The sequence below is a fragment of the Desulfomonilaceae bacterium genome (assembly GCA_041662605.1).
In the GTDB taxonomy this organism is placed as follows: domain Bacteria; phylum Desulfobacterota; class Desulfomonilia; order Desulfomonilales; family Desulfomonilaceae; genus CAJBEZ01.
On sequence record JBAZSD010000016.1, the window covers coordinates 23,800 to 41,565 of the forward strand.

A 17,766-nucleotide genomic window follows, 5' to 3' on the forward strand; every position below is an offset into this window, starting at 1 on the left:
GCGCGATACTACGGGCGCTGTCAATTTATAATTCACGAATTCAACGGTTGGAATTGAATCCACGTACAGGATATTTTCTATTTTGGAGAGGACATGTTAAAATACCTGAAGCATAGCAATTCAGATAAGCGGTTGAACCTTCGCGCGAAAACCCAAAAACTTCTTGACAAAACCTGCCTTTTATTATACGCATTGTATATTCCGTAAATTTTGCCGTTAAAAGTTGTTTTTAACTTTTTTAGTCTGGCGAGAGGAGTGTTCTCCCGCTGCTTTAGGATTAGGAGGATATGGCTATGAGACGTGGATTCATCCTGTTCGTCGGCATCCTGGCACTGGCTTTGGCCCCGGCGATGGTTAGCGCGCAGTACTCTGGGGCTTTTGGATTGTCCGGATTGCCGAGCATGCCGTCTATGTTTGGCGGTTCCGGTAAGTGCGGCGAGCGCGCCTGCCCTGCTTTTGCGCCTGCTGTTTATTTTGGCTGGGGAGTTCCTCAAGACCGCAACACCAGTGTGTCCCTCACAGCGCAAAACAATGGTGTGGCCAATGTTAGAGAAATAACTATTAAACTTCCTACAAATGGTTTTTGGTTGGGCGCGGCTCTTCCAGTCAGCTTGGGCGACAATTTGTCATTCGTAGCGACTGGCTGGTATTTGTTCCCAGGGACGCCCGGCGCTGATTCAAATGAAGATTATGGTCTCGATCCTAGGCAATATCTTCGTAACAATTGGACTCCTACATTTAACTGGTGGTTCGTAGATGGAGCGTTCGCATACACATTTGGCGGATCCAGTTGTGGCGGAGCCGCTGGCAGCTCAGGGTTTTCTCTTCTGCTGGGGCTGAGGTATGATTATTACACAGTTTCCATAAGTGATCCCAATTCTAACGATCTATTCGCCGGACAGGAACGTGGCGATGTCACATCTAATGGCTGGATCCCGTTTGTTGGCTTTCAAACCGCGTATACTGACGCGGTTCAGAGCATGAAAGTCAGAATTCTGGGAATCCCCACAATAGTAGGTACAGGACAGGTTGCTCTGACAACAATTAATGGGAACAGGTTCGAATTCGATAACTCTAATTATAACGGTGGTCATTTCTACGAGATTTTTGGAGAGTACACCAGGAAATTCTTTGGCGCTTCCCAAGCTGGTGTGTTTGCTCGCTGGAATACAGCCAGAGCCACTACATCCGGAAGTGGCCGGATTACGAATCTCAATCTCCAGGATACTTATAATTTCTCTTTAAACCGTTCATCATGGACACTCGGTGGGCTGGTAACGCTGGATTTCAATTCACCATTTTAATGACGACTTATTTGACCCATGCCTGTTTTGTAACGGTTTAGGGTTAATCTGAGGCAATGAAGGCTCTCCAATCCGCGGAGGGCCTTTCTTTTTTGCTCTATTAGTGAAATGGATCTTTCATAGCAGGAAGGGACTCTGTCATGAGCGCTCTGGATGAGTTTTCCGTGTGGACCCAACGGGAAAAGATGGGGAAAAACCATGAAAGACTGACCGAATTCTATCAGGAATTGATAAATAAGGTTCAGCGGATTGACCCAATCACTATCGCGCAGACGGCCGATGTCTCATACAGGGGTGGCGATGGAATACCAAGGTTGATTATCCCTTTCCTCACAACCTGGTTTACACTGGATCTTATTCCATATCGGTTAAGAGCCGAACACCCTGAATTTGATACCCTTACCATGAAGGTAATCGTGCTCCAGTATCTTATAACCTCAGCAGAAAATCTGGGTTCGAATGTTCAGGTCATGAACCAGTGGATAGACCCGAGATCTTTGCAGCATGGAGCGGTCTTGGGCGCGCACTTCGCCAAATCTACCATGGAAACTCTTGGCTCCTTCTTTGAAGCCAGCAAAAAAAGAGTAATCGCTAGAGCCCTCAAATGGGGAGGAAGACAAAATGAGTTGGGAGACAGAGGCTTCACTTTTTATTTTTTCCCGCGATTGCCCGTGGCCTTTATTCATTGGAATGAAGACGAAGAATTCCCTGCTTACAGTAAAATTCTTTATGATGTGTCCGCGAGCAACTACATGCCGGTTCACGCTCTCACGGCGCTTACCGATTTTCTGATTCACAAGCTGGCTGAGGAATAGCCACGGGGCCGGATTTTCAAAATAGCCACACAGCCCCTGTTCTAGCCGAATTCTCTTTCACATTTTAATCACATCTATAGAGACTATTTCTTTTCTCCCTCGCCATTTTTCTGCGCCAACTTTTCCTCAAGTTGTTTAACCCATGGGCGAATCATTACTGCGTGTGGACTGTCCGGAGCTTTTTGTAAAAACTCTTTCCACACTTTCAGAGCGCCTTGGGGATCCTTCATGTCATCCCGGAGGACTATGCCCAGATTGAACATGGCTAATGACTGGTTTGGGTCTATTTCCAGTGCTTTACGGAACAGCTTTACTGATTCGTCAGTCTTGCCGAGTCTCCGATAGGCGACAGCCTTATCGGTTGTAACTTCCGCATTCTGGGGGTCAATTTTGATCGCCTTGTTGTACGCTTCTATGGACTTGTCGTATTGTCCTAGATCAAAATAGTCGTTCCCCAATTGGATCAAGGCCTGTACATTATCGGGGTTTGAAGACAGCATGCGTTCTACGGCCGTTATGCGAGACTTTACGTCTTCCTTGGCAGCGGCCTCCGGGGCCTGTTTCATGCCGCCTACGTTCGGTTCGCCCGGACCCAGTTTCCACGCTGAGATTCCGATACCGGTTAGTAGGCCGGCAATGAAAACAAGAAAAAAGCCAATCAGAGATCCTTTGTTTTTCACAGCTTGACTCCCTCGGAAAATTATTCAGAATTGTATGGTCAAATTAGTAGACCAAGATCCTAACCTAGGATAATCTTCGATCATCATCGTTGATTACTGATAGAACAGGTTGAACATGTCAAGGTCACATCGTCATGTTCTGGAAACTTATATCAGCGTTTATTCGCACTGCACGCCGAGTTTTCAAAGCTTATCGGTCAATTACTACTAGTTTTTGGTCGGAACTCCGGGAGGACAAATATGACGGATTTGAAGCAGCAATATAAAAAAGTGATGGATGACCACTTTCCTGATGAATTGACTATCACGTTTGGATCACAATCCCTTAAATATAGAAAGAAATCCTGGCAGATCAAAGACTCTGGCGGCGCGCTGGTCGAAAAGGGGCTTCGCTACGGTGAAAACCCGGGACAAGAGGCGGCTCTTTATGAGTTGAAAACCGGTAATCTGGAATTGGGGGGCTGCAAGTTTATACAACCCGGTCATAGTCTTGTCAGCGGCATCTCCGAGGACAATATGATCCAGGCCGGAAAACATCCGGGGAAAATCAATCTTACTGATGTAGATAATGCGCTCAACATCATCAAATTTCTTATGGATAAACCCGCCTGCGCGATCATGAAACACAACAATCCCTCTGCTGTCGCGACATCATCCTCTGTCGCAGACTCATATCACAGGGCTAATATGGCGGACAGGATTGCCGCTTTCGGAGGAGCCGCTGTCTTCAATAGACCGATTGACATTACCACGGCTCAATTGATCAGTGATAATTATTTGGAAGTTGTGGCCGCTCCCGATTTTGAAGCCGGGGTAATCGATATTCTTGCAAAAAGAAAAAACTTGAGGATCTTGTCTTTGCCTCGTCTGGACAGGTTGGAAGATTATTGTGACTACAAATTCGTTGACTTCAAATCATTGATCGATGGTGGGATTATTGTCCAGCAGTCTTCGATTAACACGGTCAGGTCAGCTTCTGACCTACAGCCGGCGGAAACTACCTACAAGGGAACCAGATACTTTGTGGGGAGGTTCCCTTCTGATAGGGAACTGGAAGACATGATTTTTGGATGGGCTGTCGAACAGGGAGTAACCTCAAACTCCGTGTTGTACGTCAAGGACGGTTGTACGGTTGGAATCGGAACAGGAGAACAGGACCGGGTCGGCGTAGCCGAACTCGCGCTAATAAAGGCGCAGGTTAAGTACAGGGACAGGCTCTGCTTTGAACGTTACAAGAAGCCGTACAATGAAATCATTGACGAAGATATTAAATGCGAGCTTGATGAAGAGACACGCACTGGAGGCGCAGGCCTGTTTAATTCCGTTATGGTATCGGACGCCTTCTTTCCTTTCAGGGACGGGGTTGACGTTGGTATCAGGGCGGGCATATCCGCAATAGTTCAACCAGGTGGTTCGGATCGGGATTTTGAGAGTATTATGGCCTGTAATGAGGCTAACCCACAGGTTGCCATGATGTTTACAGGACAAAGAGCTTTTAAACATTAGGCGTTCGGAAGTACATGAAACATAGCCTAAACATTGTTGTGATATTGATCGTAATGCTGGCTTTACCTGCGCATGCCGATGTGTCCTTTTCGGATGCGGACAATGAGATAGGCCGCTGTGACAAAGCGCTTAAAGAAATTTCCGCAATTCCGGGCAAGCATATTCCAAAGGGTCTATTCCAGAAAGCCAGAGGTATGGCCATATTCCCCGGAGTAATCAACGTTGGTGTTCTGGTGGGGTTCGAATCGGGGAGAGGAATTATTCTGAGGCGGGATCAAAAAACACTGGAGTGGTCAAATCCCGCCTTTTTTATTTTCCGGAGCGGAAGCGTGGGGTTTCAGCTTGGGGCTCAGTCGCTAGATCTGATTCTATTTTTTATGGATGAGGTTTCAATTCAGAGGTTGCTGGAAGAAAAGTTTATTCTGGGTGTGGACGCCTCTGTGAACGCTGGTCCAGTCGGTCGGGAAAAATCAATGGACACGAGTTTGAGGCTCGAATCTCAGATTCTGTCCTATGCCAAGGGCAAGGGGTTGTTTCTCGGTGTTTCCCTTAGTGGTGGAGTCATCCAACCCGACACACAGGCTAATGAAGTCTTCCAAGGAAAGGATGTTTCAGTTCAGGATGTTTTATACGAAAATAGAGGGCCCCAAACTGATAACACGAGGAACCTTCTGGCCACAATTGATGAATTGTCAAAATGAGTCCCTCCCCTTTTACTTCCCACAATTACACCATCATAACTTCATTTAGTCCCGGAATCAGACTTTGAGCCCGCCTTATCAATATCGTTCTGATTCATTTTAAGGTAACTCTCAGCCTGCTGAATCAAATTCTTCAGATCAGGAGCGGACATGGTATGAAGATAGTCTATTTCTCCCTGTAACTCTTTAAGAATATTGGCAAGTTTGGCTTGCCGTTCTTCTATTGTAAGCAAGGTTTCCGCAAGTTCCTGAGACTTGCTGGAGTAGCCTGATAACCCGCTTCTATTTATTATCCATATTGCCAGAGGAAAACCCAAGGCAATCAAAACCAATAGCAGAACCATGGCCTTTAAATATTGGATGACCTCTGTGCTGGCCATCTTGTTGAAATAACTCCTGTCTTCCGCCTTTTCTCCCGTTATCTTTATTTTTTCCAGCGTTTTTTCTATGGTTTCAAATCTGTTCTCGATGGAAGACGGAGTCAAACTCTGATTCTGAACGGCGCCTTCCTGAATTTGATTCACAGCGCCGCTATCGGCTACTGCGGCGCCTGTTTCAGAGCTGAAACCTATTACGAGGAAAAATAATACTAAAGACAGGATCAGAACACGCCATCTTGAATTGGCAACAATCTTCAGTTTTTTAGATACACCCAGAACAGGATTTTCAAAAAGCATTCCTGAATCCTCCCTTAACTTATCAGACCTATCTGACGCCCTACGCGTCCACAAATCTCAACGACCTTTTCAAGATCATCAAGTGAATGTGTCGCCATTAGACACATCCGGATCCTTTGGCCTCCAGGCGGAACAGCCGGAGAGACGACACAGTTGGTGAAAATTCCCTGATCGAACAGAAGGCGCCAGAATATACATGCACGGGCGTCATCCCCAACGATCATAGGTACAATTGGAGTCTCCGTTGGGCCTGTGTCAAATCCCAGATCAACAATTCGTTTCAGTAAAAATCTGGTATTGGTCCAGAGCTGTTCACGAATTTCAGGCTCAGTCTTGATGACATCAAGAGCGGCTTGAGTAGCCGCGATTGCCGAGGGTGGCATCGAAGCTGAGAATATTAGGGCCCTGGAATTATGGCGAATGTAATTTATTACTGCAGCGTCACCTGCGATGAACCCTCCAAGTGAGGCCAAAGACTTGCTGAAAGTTCCCATAACCAGATCTACTTGACCCGTCAAATCGAAATGTTCGAGTGTTCCCCTGCCGGTTTTCCCCAATACACCTATGCCGTGGGCGTCATCCAACATTATGCGAGCCCCATATTCCTTGGCGACTGAAACAATCTCTGGTAATGGAGCAATATCGCCTTCCATACTGTAGACCCCGTCGACTATTACCAGAACCCCATTTGAGTCACTGCTGGCTTCAAGATTTCGCCTGAGAGACTCCGGGTCATTGTGACGAAACCGTCTGACTTTGCCGAAGGAAAGTCTTACCCCCTCAAGAATGCTGGCATGTACGAGTCTATCTACTATAACTGTGTCATTTCTAGCCAGTAACGGCGCTATAGCCCCTTGGTTGGTGAGAAAACCTGTAGTAAAAACCTGTGCGGATTCCTTGCCCACAAATTCGGCGAGGGAGACTTCCAATTGTTCGTGCATCTCTAGCGTGCCATTTAGAAACCTGGAGCCGGAACAACTAGTCCCATTTATCTCCAACGCCCTCATTGCGGCTTCTTTAACTCTGGGGTGAGTCGTCAATCCCAGATAATTGTTTGAGCCGACCATGATCATATCCCGACCATCGACCGTGACATGTGGCCCATTTAAGGTCGAAATCGCCTTGAAGTAAGGGTAAATTCCCAGCTCAACTATCTCTTTTTCACGATTGAACGAATAACACTTTTCGAAAATATCTTTCATGTTCCAGCGCTTTCAAGAGAGGTTCAGGACCTACGAAAGAGTTTCGTCCCCAGGTTTATCCTCTTAGGATTAAGCATTCCAGTTGGAAACGGAGCTTATTTTAAGCGTGATCCATCGATCACGTCAAGTGTATGTATCAAGCCCCAATGAAGACAAGACCTGAAACAAAAAAACCGATCACCGACATAGAGCCGGTGATCGGGTATCAGTTTGGGTTTTTGTTTTATAACTAAGAATTATTTCTTCACATCGCCGGTAGCCGCGCCATGCAGCTTGACTTCGACTTTTTCTTCCAGTCCTTGATAGTATTTTTTCAGAATGTCCACAACTTCAGGTCTCGAGAATTCAGGAGGTAATTCGCCACCCTCAGACAGAGTTTTACGGACCATGGTTCCGGAAAGAAGCAGACGATCAGCTTTGCCATGCGGGCAGGTTCTCATTGAAGCCATACCACCGCATTTAAAGCAGTGGAAAGTCCAGTCGATGTTGAGGGGCTGTAGTTCCAGCGACCCTTCGGGTATGACATCAAAAATTTTTTGAGCGTCAAACGGTCCATAGTAATCGCCAACACCAGCGTGGTCACGACCTACGATAAGATGGCTACAGCCGTAGTTTTGGCGGAATACACCATGAAGAAGAGCTTCTCTCGGACCGGCGTATCTCATTTCCATCGGATAGCCTTTGGTTACAACGGTGTCTTTGACAAAATAGTTGTCTACAAGAGCGTTAATAGCATCTACACGAACATCCGCAGGAATGTCACCGGCTTTCAATTTTCCAAGGAGTTGATGGATGATTATACCGTCCATGACCTCTACAGCGATTTTGGCCAGGAATTCATGGGACCTGTGCATCGGGTTACGCAACTGCAAAGCCGCAATACGCTTCCAGCCTTTTGCTTCAAATATGGCCCTGGTTTCAGCCGGTGTGCCATAAAGATCACCATATTCTTCAGGGAACCCGCCCTCGGTTAACACTTTGACGGGGCCCGCCAGGTTGTATTTACCCTGAGCCATGACTTTCTGGACACCGGGATGTTCCATGTCATCAGTGGTAAAAACCTTTTTGCACTCGTAATTTTTGTCGATCGTGTATTTTTCGGTGACTTTCATAGTGGCGACGACTTCTTTATTGTCCGTGTCAAATAGAGCTATTTCATCTCCCACTTTGACACTTTCGTCGTCAGTTGAAACAGTGATCGGAATAGGCCAGAACAGACCACTGGCCATCTTGTATTCGTCACATACGCCTTTCCAATCAGCTTTGGTCATGAAACCTTCAAGCGGTGTAAAAGCGCCACAACCCATCATAAGGAGATCGCCCGTTTCTCTCGATGTGATGTTGATTTTCTTAAGAGTTTCGGCTTTTTTCTTCTCTTCTGCTAGCGCTGCGCCTTTTAGCATCAAAGGTTTTAATTCCCCACCACCGTGAGGTCTCACCAGCTTGGCTTTCGACATCTGTAGTCCTCCTTGAACTTTATGCCTTGGTAAAAGCACGTCCCGAGCACAGTCCCAAAAGTCTGTAAGACTCTGAATCTAATGATCAGGAGTGTCTTTTCGAAGTTGTGGTAAAAACTGAAATGACAAGTAAGTTTAATTGTGAGTGGCCTCCTTGTCAAGGAAAAAGCATGAAATTTAAAACCGTTAAGCCTCCAGGAACTTTTTGGCCGTTTACCCCAAAGACTTCTTTTCCCGCTGCTTTGAATAATCAGGCAAACCGCATGCCACATTAGTGAAAACCGGGGCGCCGAGCTAAATTACGCGATTGAGGCGGTTTCGCTGGGACAGAAACCCAAATCGTTAAATTTCTGGGCTGGTAACAATGTCAAATTTTTTGACAGGTTGTAAACAAATGCAAGCGGTTCTGGTTTTAAGGCAGGTTAGCCGATAATAGATCCGGGATTTTCCAGTGAGCAAGGACAGGCCCCATTGGAGAATTTGCGAATCTTTTGGCCACACGCATTCCGGCCATTTCTTTAGATGAAAAGTATGCTAAAGGATTGTACATTTGATTAGCGACTCGAACCTCCAAATGCAAATGTGGCCCGGTGGAACGTCCTGTATTTCCCACCATTCCTATTTTCTGGCCTCTCCGAATTAGCTGTCCGGGCTTTACCACTATTCCGGACAAGTGAGCGTAATAGGTATAAGCGCCCTTCCCGTGATCAATTAAAACAGTATTTCCATATCTCCTGAATCTTTTCTGACTGCCGGTAAAAACAATTCTTCCGTCAGCGCAGGATAATACCGAATTCCCTACCGGCGCCGCTATATCCAACCCTTTATGAAAACTACCCCAACGAAATCCAAATGGAGACGTCAACACTCCGTGAGGCACTGGGAACCTGAGTTGCGGCACATTTGGATGCCTCAATCCTCTAATCGCGCTTGCTACAAAATATCTGGTCTGAGAGTCATTCGCGCCGATCATGGGTTTAGGAGGATTAGGAGATCTTTTCAGATCGGTCTCCGGCAACAGAGCGGACGCGGGCAAAAAAATAGTTTCTCCGCGACTTATTTTGTAAGGGGATTCCAACTTGTTTAGTTTTGCTACGGCTTTGAGATCCAGACCATAAACATCGCAAATGTGCGCTAGCGTTTCATCTTTCCCAACCACATGAAAGGCCCCTTCCTCATCTGAAACAGCTTTGTTTTTTTCGATTTTTTGGACCGCTGTTTTCTTGTTAGAAACCTCGGAAATGGACGATCTCATGGAAGCCAGGTTGGCGGAACAACCGGATAGAACCCATATTGAGAGAATTATTGACCAGCAGGATGCGAGTTTCTTCATGTTTAAGTTAGTCATTTAACATTTCGACATGACAGCTATTTTAGCTAAACTTATTTAAAAGTCAACTATTTTATTCTATAATATTGAACTGTTATTAATATTTTATCATATATAAGTTTATTTATCGCGGAGAATTCTTTTCAGCGCGGGGGGTTCAGATTCAATTTTTCATGTTGATCGTTTGGATGAAAGACGGAAAGGCCGAAACAATCGATTGGTCTCGGCCTTATTCCATGCATAAACCGGAGCAAATGAGGCTGTTATTTCTGGACGGGCGCGCCGGGAACCGGAGCTACAGGAGCCTGAGCTGAGGCATTGGGGGCCACTTGATTCTTGGCTTCTTCATCTTTCATCTTCTGCGCTTCCTCGGCCCATTTTTTTGCGTTCAAAGAAGATATCTGCTGCTTGAGAAGAATAAGTTCCTGATCATAGCCTTTGACCTGTCTGGTCAAAGTAGATTTTGTAGAATTCTTGATCTCATCGATCTGGGAATCAAGCTTGGAAATCTGAGAATCGAGCTGAACTCGCTGCTTGATCAGATTGTCGGCCTGGTTCATCAAAGATTTGACCTGCTGATCCATCGTGCTTTCAGACTGCTGCTTAGCCTGATTTATCTGCGCCTGAACACGTTCAGCCTTTTGCTGAAGTGCGCCGATTTGAGACATCAGGTCCTCAGCGAACACATTGGCGCCAAAGTTAATTAAAAGAACTGACGCGGCGATTAAAATTATTGCTGTCTTTTTCATGCGGCAACTCCTCGAGAAGATATACGAGACCGGACTGCGGCCTAGGTCGTAAGAGGTCATACCACATTTCAAATAAAAATCAAGATAATTTCATCCGTTATTTAAAGGTATTATATCTAATATATTATGTTATTTATTGTATATAGCCTTATCTTTGCTGGTTACTAAGCCTTTTATGTTGTTATCAATTTATTCAAATGCACTCCTAACTCAGGCCTTCACATTAATTAATTTACACACTAGCCTTATATTTAATACTTTTTATGCTCACATATAAAGACTGAGCAGCGCGTTGATAGGCGCCGCCAATTGCGCCTCCCCATTCAGCGGCAGTTTCCACTTCAGATTTTTTTTGCATCATGGAACTATTATCAACTTTTTTGATTTACTTTATGCCAATCAGATGATAGAGAGCCCAAGCAAAGTATGGATCCATCGCCCCAGGCCTCCAGTCAAAGGGCGGACCGAAAATTAGGAGATTTCGTCCGTTGTCGCTGAGGAGCCTATTCAAAGATAATTACCTCGTACAATTGTTCTCTTGGTCAAAGATGCCCAGGTTGAATCTATTCACATTTTTTCCCAGAGTTTGGCTTGCTTTAGTTTTAAGCTTGACGCTGGTGTTGTATTCATTTCCACAATCCCTTGCAGCTAGTCTTCCTATGCCAGGTGAAGAGCGGTCAGGAATTTTTTATGCGATTACTCATCTTCCTCTGTTTGTTTACGGAATTTTATTTCTGATCTTTTGCTTGTCCGTGGTGAATTTTGTTTTGCAATTCAAGCCTGTCGGGATTTGGGGTTGGGCTTTGAGGTTCCGTCGCGCTGATAATCCTCGCGGCATTGTCACCAGAACGATCAACCATATTGAAAAACCCGCCGGGAGCCGTAGAACCCAAGGTCTGACGACATACAAAAAGCTCCAGGAACCATTGGACGACGGGATAGTTGCGGTCCGGGCTTTAGATAATGACGCGGACGCGTCCAATCTGTTTACTCCTACTCCATTGGATGGAGCTAATCATCCTTTACCTAAATTCGGCTCTGCCAAAGAAACGGAGCTTTCAGAGGCGCCTCTGGGCGAAACCCGTACCACTGGAACTAATGTTCAAGCGTCGAAAGAATTCCGCTTTTCTTCGGCTGTAGACGTGCCTTCCCAGGAAGAAATAGAACGCAGAGAGAAAGAACGACTAGTGGTTTCCGGTTTCATTCTTGGTCCTGATGGTAAACCCGTGGAATCCGCTGTAGTTTATCTGGCTGATCAAGAAGGGACCAAAATCGGGCAGTCCTGCCGGAGCAATGGAGAAAATGGCTCCTTCAAAGTTCTTGTTCATGAAACAGGGTCCTATTTCCTCCATGTTTACAAACGAGGGTATGCCATTCGAGACGTCGAACCCATACCCATACCTGTCGAGACAGGTAAATTTGAAGGACTGATTGTAAATCTAGTGTCGCAAGGATGTTTGATACAGGGTCGCGCTTTTGATGAAAATGGCGCTATGCCGGTCGCTGATATTCAAATCAAATGCGTTTGCAGAAGTGATAATTTTATAGGGGCCGCCACGACTGATGAGGATGGCTCGTTCAGATTGTCAAATGTTCCCATGAACTCAGAGTGCTATCTGGAAGCCGTTGATAAGGCGGGGAACATGTTGACTAAAACAGATGGCTTTCAGACGGTTCAGAAGAAACAATTGTACAAGGAGATTAAAATCCCCTCCTTCCGGTTCGCTTCCTATGAAGACTCCGCTGAAGTTCTTAACCCTTTTCTCGAAACCAAGCTCGATGACGCTCAAAATGACGCTATTGTCGTTGTTTCGGGTTCTTAAGCTAACTGGGTAAAAACCGAATAACCAGCTTCTTTAGTCTGCAAACTCCCTATCACCACGCTTCGAATACGGCCGTCTCGCGTTTTGAGTATCTCAGTCGCCAACTCAGAGACGATTCTTGAATCTTTCAGCATATCGAGTTTGTTCAGAAAAACTCTTACCAAAGACCCGGAGGGGATGTTCTTCAGGCTACCATCGGTGTGCTCAAACAATGTTCCTATATCTTGAGGACTTATTTTATCCCCAGGCTTCAAGCCCGTGACCCTCAAGAAATTCTCCAGCCGAAATACATTTTTTCCATTCACTTCAGCCAAAACAGCGTCCAGGCCAATGACCGGAACTGCAAGGTCGGTAAAATCAGGGACAACCGGTTCATAAGAAGCAGGGGCCTTTATTGGTCTGCCCGCCGCCCCATCCGCCTCGATTATTATGTGATCAGCCAGCCCCAAAAGGACTCTTATCAGTTCATTGGAAATACCTATTAATTTTCCCGTCATAGGGTCAATTTTCGTCCCTATGACACAACTTCTCGCCTTTTTAATTTCAATCGCCAGACGTTCCAAATCTGGAAAATTGTCTTCAAACAAAAACACTTTGGAAGGCTGTTTTTTGTCCGGCGGATAGATTTTAGTCGACGTAGTGCAAATAACAGTTTTCCCACTGTGGACAAGGTTTTTCGCAAGAGCGTACATGAGTGATGTCTTTCCGCCTGCTCCAACCAGTGACAAACATCGGGTGGAAGAATCTATTTCCAGAGCCGTCAATGGATCTAACAATATTTTCGAAGCAATTCTCATTGTCTGCTCCTAGCCGAACAAGCGTTAAGACTCTTAACAAAATATGATATATCACGAATCCATCAGGTCTTGAGGAGGTAGCTCGTGCTTGAATCTCTCAGGAAAGACTCTCTCCGGATTTTTGAAGAATGTTTGAAAGCCGCTGATCCTGGTTGGGAAACGAGACTACATCAATATGAAGAGATTTAAATTTAGTTCTTAAAGACAGCCTGCTCAATCAGGAATGCCGCTTAAGCCCGAGTTGAGCCTATTATAGAGTTCTACCTGCTCAGCAAATGAAAGTTTTCGACTTTTTGTTCCGCATTTTGCGTTGCGACAAAGTTTACAGCGACTTTCAGAGCATGTTTGACAAACTTTGCAGTCTTTGCACTGATTTTTTTTCAAAGTTCCATTTTGTATTAAACTTGATTGCATGATCCAACCTCCAGTGATAATTTACAACCGCCTTCAAGCAAGTCAATTTGATTGAATCAATAGCCCGATGGAGAGAGGAAAAGGCTGATGGGCGATACGACCATGATCCAAACGAGTATGGACACGCTTTCATTAATAGGCCGGGGGAAGGTCCGTGACATTTATCAAATTGAAGACAAATTGATTGTCGTTTCCACTGACCGTCTTTCCGCATTTGATGTTGTTCTACCCGATCCGATCCCTCACAAAGGACATGTGCTGAATCAACTTAGTGTTTTCTGGATGGAAAAGACTCGTCATATTGCGCCTAACCATCTTATAACGGCCAATGTCAACGAATACCCCCCTGGCCTGGCAAAATATTCAGATCAGCTTAGCGGTAGAAGCATGCTTGTCAGGAAGGCCTCTGTCTTTCCTGTGGAATGCATAGCGCGAGGATACATAATTGGGAGCGGTTGGGCGGAGTACAAATCTACGGGCTCCATCAGCGGAATCCGCCTACCAAAAGGATTGAGAATGGCGGAAAAGCTTCCGGAGCCAATATTCACACCATCCACAAAGGCAAAGATCGGCGAACACGATCAGAACATATCTTTTGAAAAGATAGTGGATCTGCTGGGAAAAGAGACAGCGTCATGGTTACGTGAAAAGACGTTGCAAATATATGCGTTTGGGGCGTCTTGGGCTGAACAACGCGGAATTATAATCGCTGACACTAAATTTGAGTTTGGTGTAATCGATGATAATCTATCATTGGTCGATGAAATTCTTACTCCCGATTCCTCGCGATTTTGGCCTATGGACCACTACCAGGTGGGTGTGTCGCCTCCTTCTTTGGACAAACAGTATGTCAGGGATTATTTGGAAGGCCTGAATTGGAACAAGAAGCCGCCTGCTCCATCACTTCCTCAGGAAGTAATTTTGAACACATCAGAAAAATATTTGAATATTTACAGGATCCTTTCAGGATCCAGCATTTGATGCATGAACGAAACGGCTTGATGTAATTGCATCCCGGTCCGGAGACTTGAGTCCAGGACAATTAACGCTGGTTAAGAGCTTTTATTCGGTTGTTTTTGGAGGACCCATGTATAAAAGCACCAAATTCATATTTGTTACGGGTGGAGTATTGTCGTCCCTTGGCAAGGGGCTGTCGGCGGCCAGTACAGGAGCTTTGATGGAATGTCGCGGACTGACTGTGACTTTTCTCAAAATGGATCCCTACATTAATGTAGATCCCGGGACTATGAATCCATTTCAGCACGGCGAAGTCTTCGTGACGGACGATGGAGCGGAAACGGACCTTGATCTTGGTCATTATGAAAGATTCACACACGCTATCTTGCGCCAGAAAAACAACTTTACTACCGGTCAGATTTATGACGCAGTGATCCAGAAAGAGCGACGGGGCGAATATCTTGGTGAAACCGTGCAGGTAATCCCCCACATAACTGACGAGATAAAGGACAAAATCAGAGGATTAGGAAATGGAGTAGACGTAGCGATAGTAGAAGTCGGCGGGACTGTTGGAGATATTGAAAGCCTTCCTTTCCTTGAAGCTATTCGACAATTGAGAGTAGATTTAGGCCCGCAAAACGTTCTGTACGTCCATCTGACTTTGCTCCCCTTTGTAAAAGCTTCGGGGGAAGTGAAGACAAAACCTACCCAGCACAGTGTGAAAGCCTTGAGAGAGGTCGGTATTCAACCCGACATATTAATTTGCCGAACAGAAAAGAAAATAACCAGAGATATAAAAGAAAAAATAGCCCTGTTTTGTAACGTCAGGCCTGAAGAGGTCATTGCCGCTGAAGATGTCAGTTGTATCTACGAGTTGCCGCTAAAGTTTAACGAGGAAGGACTCGACCAGAAAGTGGTGGAGCTTCTTAACATCTGGACAAGAGCCCCAAAGCTGGATGAGTGGAGAGCTTTCGTAGAAGCGGTCAATTCTTTGGAGCTTTCTATAACCATTGGAATTGTTGGGAAATACGTCAACTTGCAGGAATCTTACAAAAGTCTCAATGAGGCTCTTTTTGCCGGCGGTGTTAAAAACAGGACAAGAGTCAATCTCAAATTTATAGATTCAGAGCTTCTTTCGGAGCAAACCATTGAGCGGGAATTTGCGGATGTTGATGGAATATTGGTACCCGGTGGATTTGGATCGAGGGGAATTGAGGGGAAAATCCGGGCGGTTGGATTTGCGAGACAAAACAAAATACCTTTCTTCGGTATATGCCTGGGTATGCAGATGGCCGTTGTGGAATTTTCAAGAAATGTATGTGGCCTCAAAGAGGCCAATTCTACGGAGTTCAATCCTGAAACACCTTATCCTGTAATTCATTTAATGGATGAACAGCGTTCAGTAATGGACAAGGGTGGAACAATGCGTTTAGGAGCTTACGAATGTGTCATCCCCGAAGGCTCCGAATGTCACCGGATTTATGGAGCTACAGGGATCAGTGAGCGCCATAGGCACAGGTATGAGTTCAACCCTGAGTTCAGGTCAATCCTGGAAGAGAAGGGTCTCAAAGCCGGCGGAGTGTCTCCGGATGGAAAACTTGTGGAAATGGTGGAATACGGCGAGCACCCATGGTTTGTAGGGTGTCAGTTTCACCCGGAATTTAAATCCAAACCAATGGATTCACATCCATTGTTTGCTTCTTACATAAGAGCTTGTCTGGATTACAAAATTGCTTCGGAGAAAACACAAGGATCCAAGGCGGGTTAAAATAGAGAGTCAGGGCCTTTTTTGGCGGCAAAACTGGGTCGTTTGACGGGGTTTCAGTAAAATGACGTTTTTGAGTAGTTTTCGGGAAGAGCCCATAGGGGGATTTGATCTCTCTGACAGGGAATCTCTCTTTTTTATTGTCGGGCCTTGTGTGATAGAGACATGGGAGATCACGTTTCAGGTGGCTAACGAGGTTGCCCGGATAAGCCGGACACATGGGATTCCCATGATTTTTAAATCCTCTTTTGATAAAGCCAACCGCACATCCGTTGATTCATTTCGTGGTCCGGGCATTGAAAAAGGCCTTGAGATATTGTCGGAAGTTAGATCTGCCACAGGTCTGCCGATAGTTTCCGATGTCCATTCTCCCGAACAGGCCGAACAGGCGTCCGAAGTATTGGATGTTTTACAGATTCCAGCCTTCCTAAGCCGCCAGACAGATCTTCTGGTGGCGGCCGGCAGGACGAAAAAAGCCGTCAACATAAAAAAGGGACAATTTCAGGCCCCTCAGGACATGGAACATGCTGTAAAAAAAGTTATGTCGACGGGAAACGCAAAGATTCTACTTACGGAACGGGGAACAAGCTTCGGATATCGGGACCTCGTAGCCGACATGCGTTCTATAAGCTGGATGAAATCCTTCGGATTCCCTATTGTGTTCGACGCTACCCATTCTTCACAATTCCCTGGGGCAGGATCCGGAAAATCCGGAGGCGACCGAACCTTGGCGCCGTCCCTTAGTCGAGCCGCAGTCGGAGCAGGAGCCAACGGGGTTTTCATCGAAACCCATCCGGACCCGGACCGGGCCTTGTGCGATGGACCCAATTCTCTGGCTCTGAGTGATTTGGAATCACTGGTCCTTAACCTCGTGGAAATCCACAAGTTGATCCCTCGATCAGAGCCGGGTTCTTCCAGCTTCGGGTTACAGAATCAGGCTCTTGGGCCGGTCCTTGCCCCTGACTTGCAGGACCGTTTCAAATTGATAAAGTTGATAATCTTTGATGTTGACGGTGTTTTGACCGACGGAAAGATAGTATTCGCGGGTAATGATCTTGAAATAAAGTCATTTCACGTCCGGGATGGGCATGGGATAAAACTTGCGATGAGAAGCGGTCTTGATGTGGCCCTTGTGACGGGCAGAAAATCAGATGTGGTACGACGTAGAGCTGATGATTTAGGCATTGAGAGAGTTTTTCAGGGAATTTGGGACAAACGGCCGGTGTTCAAGCAACTGGTTAGTGAGTTGAACCTTAAGAGTGAAGAAGTTGCAGTTATCGGAGACGACGTCGTAGATATACCGATGATGCGTTTGGCCGGTTTGGCCGCTACTACCCCGGAGGCGCCCGTCGAGGTTAGAAAAGAAGCCCATTATGTAACATCCCATGCTGGTGGCTATGGGGCCGCCAGAGAATTGATCGAAATGATATTAAAGGCCCAGGACAAATGGCGACTGGTCATGGCAAGATATTATGAATAAATGAACAACTGGTTGAACCGAATATTATTTGATATAATGCTTCCGATTGTAGTCGAGCAACAATAAAGGATTCGGTAAGTAAGGCTTGAGGACTCTTTAGGTTAATTTC

At 45.8% G+C, this 17,766-nt stretch carries 15 protein-coding genes; 8 read left to right on the plus strand and 7 right to left on the minus strand.

The window, feature by feature from the left end; genetic code table 11:
- The first annotated feature begins 293 nt into the window (after positions 1-293).
- Together WC647_12900 and WC647_12905 are read left to right on the plus strand one after the other, a co-directional pair.
- On the plus strand, positions 294-1,304 hold the full coding sequence (locus tag WC647_12900; GenBank protein MFA6223205.1) for a hypothetical protein: 1,011 nt from the start codon (positions 294-296) through the stop codon (positions 1,302-1,304).
- Positions 1,305-1,444: 140 nt separating this feature from the next.
- Entirely contained in the window at positions 1,445-2,119 is a 675-nt protein-coding gene (locus WC647_12905; GenBank protein MFA6223206.1) for a DUF3786 domain-containing protein, read from the plus strand.
- Positions 2,120-2,202: 83 nt separating this feature from the next.
- Here the strand turns inward: WC647_12905 and WC647_12910 are convergent, their stop codons facing one another.
- Entirely contained in the window at positions 2,203-2,799 is a 597-nt protein-coding gene (locus tag WC647_12910) for a tetratricopeptide repeat protein (protein MFA6223207.1), read from the minus strand.
- 240 nt (positions 2,800-3,039) lie between these two features.
- On the opposite strand from WC647_12910, the gene WC647_12915 reads away from it, so the two are divergent.
- Complete coding sequence (locus tag WC647_12915) at positions 3,040-4,305, plus strand: IMP cyclohydrolase (GenBank protein ID MFA6223208.1); 1,266 nt, start codon at positions 3,040-3,042, stop codon at positions 4,303-4,305.
- Positions 4,306-4,319: 14 nt separating this feature from the next.
- Positions 4,320-5,006 (plus strand): lipid-binding SYLF domain-containing protein, encoded by a 687-nt coding sequence (locus WC647_12920; GenBank protein MFA6223209.1) that lies wholly within the window; start codon positions 4,320-4,322, stop codon positions 5,004-5,006.
- Positions 5,007-5,047: 41 nt separating this feature from the next.
- Here the strand turns inward: WC647_12920 and WC647_12925 are convergent, their stop codons facing one another.
- The 5 genes from WC647_12925 to WC647_12945 all read right to left on the minus strand — a co-directional run bounded on the left by WC647_12925 (position 5,048) and on the right by WC647_12945 (position 10,421).
- Positions 5,048-5,683 (minus strand): hypothetical protein, encoded by a 636-nt coding sequence (locus tag WC647_12925; protein ID MFA6223210.1) that lies wholly within the window; start codon positions 5,681-5,683, stop codon positions 5,048-5,050.
- A 14-nt stretch (positions 5,684-5,697) separates the two neighbouring features.
- Positions 5,698-6,885, minus strand: a complete 1,188-nt coding sequence (locus WC647_12930) for an aminotransferase class I/II-fold pyridoxal phosphate-dependent enzyme (protein ID MFA6223211.1) — start codon at positions 6,883-6,885, stop codon at positions 5,698-5,700.
- A 236-nt stretch (positions 6,886-7,121) separates the two neighbouring features.
- Entirely contained in the window at positions 7,122-8,342 is a 1,221-nt protein-coding gene (gene sat / locus WC647_12935) for a sulfate adenylyltransferase (protein MFA6223212.1), read from the minus strand.
- 412 nt (positions 8,343-8,754) lie between these two features.
- Positions 8,755-9,690 (minus strand): LysM peptidoglycan-binding domain-containing M23 family metallopeptidase, encoded by a 936-nt coding sequence (locus tag WC647_12940; GenBank protein ID MFA6223213.1) that lies wholly within the window; start codon positions 9,688-9,690, stop codon positions 8,755-8,757.
- A 245-nt stretch (positions 9,691-9,935) separates the two neighbouring features.
- The gene (locus WC647_12945) at positions 9,936-10,421 is read right to left on the minus strand and encodes a hypothetical protein (protein MFA6223214.1); all 486 of its coding nucleotides are present in this window, start codon (positions 10,419-10,421) and stop codon (positions 9,936-9,938) included.
- 557 nt (positions 10,422-10,978) lie between these two features.
- On the opposite strand from WC647_12945, the gene WC647_12950 reads away from it, so the two are divergent.
- Positions 10,979-12,244, plus strand: a complete 1,266-nt coding sequence (locus tag WC647_12950) for a carboxypeptidase-like regulatory domain-containing protein (GenBank protein ID MFA6223215.1) — start codon at positions 10,979-10,981, stop codon at positions 12,242-12,244.
- On the opposite strand, the gene yqeC is transcribed toward WC647_12950, so the two are convergent.
- Entirely contained in the window at positions 12,241-13,041 is an 801-nt protein-coding gene (gene yqeC, locus WC647_12955) for a selenium cofactor biosynthesis protein YqeC (protein MFA6223216.1), read from the minus strand. The genes WC647_12950 and yqeC overlap by 4 nt on opposite strands.
- Positions 13,042-13,542: 501 nt before the next feature.
- Between yqeC and WC647_12960 the strand changes: the two genes are divergently transcribed.
- The 3 genes from WC647_12960 to kdsA all read left to right on the plus strand — a co-directional run bounded on the left by WC647_12960 (position 13,543) and on the right by kdsA (position 17,657).
- Positions 13,543-14,436, plus strand: coding sequence for a phosphoribosylaminoimidazolesuccinocarboxamide synthase (locus tag WC647_12960; GenBank protein ID MFA6223217.1), 894 nt, complete (start codon positions 13,543-13,545; stop codon positions 14,434-14,436).
- 106 nt (positions 14,437-14,542) lie between these two features.
- Positions 14,543-16,180 (plus strand): CTP synthase, encoded by a 1,638-nt coding sequence (locus tag WC647_12965; GenBank protein ID MFA6223218.1) that lies wholly within the window; start codon positions 14,543-14,545, stop codon positions 16,178-16,180.
- A 61-nt stretch (positions 16,181-16,241) separates the two neighbouring features.
- A complete protein-coding gene (gene kdsA, locus WC647_12970; GenBank protein ID MFA6223219.1) occupies positions 16,242-17,657 on the plus strand; it encodes a 3-deoxy-8-phosphooctulonate synthase in 1,416 nt (471 codons plus the stop codon).
- Positions 17,658-17,766: the final 109 nt, after the last annotated feature.